General features: G+C 65.8%; 3 protein-coding genes. 2 read left to right on the plus strand and 1 reads right to left on the minus strand.

Annotated elements, in window-relative coordinates; all coding sequences use genetic code 11:
- Positions 1 to 1,055 (minus strand): A/G-specific adenine glycosylase (gene mutY, locus AAC023_RS14345; protein ID WP_339741970.1); only part of this gene is annotated, 1,055 nt, incomplete at its 3' end.
- Positions 1,056 to 1,102: 47 nt separating this feature from the next.
- On the opposite strand from mutY, the gene AAC023_RS14350 reads away from it, so the two are divergent.
- A complete protein-coding gene (locus AAC023_RS14350; RefSeq protein ID WP_339741972.1) occupies positions 1,103 to 1,636 on the plus strand; it encodes a DUF721 domain-containing protein in 534 nt (177 codons plus the stop codon).
- Positions 1,637 to 1,654: 18 nt separating this feature from the next.
- Positions 1,655 to 2,367: thioredoxin domain-containing protein (locus AAC023_RS14355; protein WP_339741974.1), on the plus strand; the 713-nt coding region annotated here is incomplete at its 3' end.

Raw genomic sequence — 2,367 nt, forward strand, 5'->3', positions numbered from 1 at the left:
CTGGCAGGTTTGCGCCGCGAGACGATCTTGAGCATCACGCTCGGCAGGGCGTGATCCTGCAGGGCATCATCCTCGGCCCAGATACCTTCCTGCGGCTCCCAACCGGGGCCAGCCTCGGCCTCGTGAACGGAGAGCCGCAGTTCGAAATGGGTGAAGACGTGACGAATCTCGCCGCGATCCTCCCAAGAGGCATTGAAGGGCGGCTCGCTTGCCGCGCCCGGCTCGCCCCATGCGCTTGAGGGCACTTCCATCATGCCGCCGAGCAGGCCCTTGTCGGCCCGTTGCCGCAACCAGATCCGGCCCTGGCGGCGCACCAGCCAGGCCGTGCCATGGCGGATGGGGCGGGCTATTTTCCTGAGCTTTCTCGGATAATTGAGCATATCGCCCTGCGCCCTCGCCGCGCAGGCAAAACCCCAGGGACAATTTCCGCAATCGGGACTGCGCGGGGTGCAGACCGTCGCCCCGAGATCCATGATCGCCTGGGCGTAGTCGCCGGGGCGCACCGGATCGGCGAGTTCTGCCGCGAGGCGGCGGATCTCCGGCTTGGCTTTCGGCATCGGCGTTTCGATGCGGCAAAAGCGGGTCAGGACGCGCTCGACATTGCCGTCAACAACACTGGCCGGCTTGTCGAAGGCGGCGGCAAGGATGGCGTTGGCGGTATATTCGCCGATGCCAGGCAGTGCCCGCAGCGCGTCCAACCTGTCCGGAAAGTCTCCGCCCATCTCGTGCGCAACGACGCCGGCACAGGCATGCAGATTGCGGGCGCGGGCGTAATAGCCCAGCCCGGCCCATTCGCGCATCACATCCTCACGCGGCGCACCAGCCAGATCCTCGACCCGCGGCCATAGCTCCAGAAAGCGATGCCAGTAGGGCGTCGCGTGCGGCACGGTGGTCTGTTGCAGCATGATTTCCGACAGCCAGACCGCATAGGGATCAGCCACGCGCCCCGCGCGCCGGTCCTCCGGACGCAGACGCCAGGGTAGCGTGCGGCCTTCGCGATCATACCAGCCGAGCAGAGCCTGGCGCAGGGCGGTGATTTTCGTCAGCTCGTCCATATGTTCCGTAACTTGCAGCGCCGCCCCATCGAGGCGAGAATGCCAGCATGGTCTCCAAACCCCCTTCGTCAACTCTCGAACGGCAGGCGCGCCGCTTCCTGGAAACGCATCGCGGACGCCGTGCGATCCGGGCCGCGCCGCCGGCCGGGCGGGCGGCCGAGCGTATCCTCAAACCGCTTGCGCGGCGTTTCGGCGTCGGGGTCGAGCGGCTGGTCGAGCACTGGCCCGAAATCGTCGGCGCGCGGCTGGCGGAATGGTGCATGCCCGAGGCGATCCAGAATGCAGCCGGCAACCGGGTGCTGGTGATCCGCGCCCGCGGCCCGGCCGCCGCCGTATTGCAGGCGGAAAGCCGCCGTATCCTCGAGCGCGTGCGCCTGTTTGCCGGCGAGCGCTCCCCGACGCGACTTCGTGTTCTGCAGGGCGCAACCCGCGCGCCTCTGCCGGACACATCCAAGATGACGAAACCTCCATCCGCATCACAAGTGAGCGAGGGGGTGGAGCAAAGCCTCGAGACACGGCTATTGTCCGCGCTTGATCGTTTCGGCAATAGTGTCAAAAGCCGCAACGCCACCGATTTGTGACCCAGGGGGACACCCGCAATGCAACTGACCCGACGCGTATTTTCCGCCATCGCCCTTACAGCCAGCCTGGCCCTGAGTGCCTGCGGCGGCGAAACCGACCCGGCCGGCGCCGGCCAGACCGCTTACGAGCGTGGCAGCGACCGCGGCATGGGCAGCGCTGATGCGTCGCTGACCATGGTTGAATACGCCTCGGTCGCCTGTGGCCATTGTGCCAGCTTCCATGAAGACGTCTGGCCGATGATCGACACCAATTATGTCGAGACCGGCCGCATGCGTTATGTGTTCCGCGAAATGATCACCGGTTCGCCGCAATTCGCGATCGCCGGTTTCGCGCTCGCCCATTGCGTCGCGCCCGAGCGCTATTTCGACATGCTCGACCTGTTATTCCAGCAGCAACGTGCGATTTTCCAGGCTGCAGCCCAGCCCGGCGGCGCGCGTAGCCAATACCTCGCCATCGCCCGCTCCATGGGCATGAGCGAAGCCGCGTTTGACGCCTGCCTCAACGACCAGGACATCAATGCGGAGATCGTCGCCGCGCATGAACGTGCGCTCGCCGAGGGCATCGACAGCACGCCACGTTTCCTGTTCAACGGCGAACTGCTCGAAGCACGCCGCGCGCCGGGCGCCTCCGAATACACATATTTCCTGGGCAATCGCCAGGTCATGATTGATGGCGAACCCCTGCCCGGCCTGGTCGATGCAGACACATTCGGCCGCCTGATCAATCACCT

Origin of the sequence: uncultured Maricaulis sp. (genome assembly GCF_963976135.1) — a bacterium.
Classification (GTDB): Bacteria; Pseudomonadota; Alphaproteobacteria; order Caulobacterales; family Maricaulaceae; genus Maricaulis.

Bases quoted from the DNA above. Each gene is read 5' to 3' on its own strand.
- AAC023_RS14350 (WP_339741972.1), top strand. From the start codon at position 1,103: ATGGTCTCCAAACCCCCTTCGTCAACTCTCGAACGGCAGGCGCGCCGC.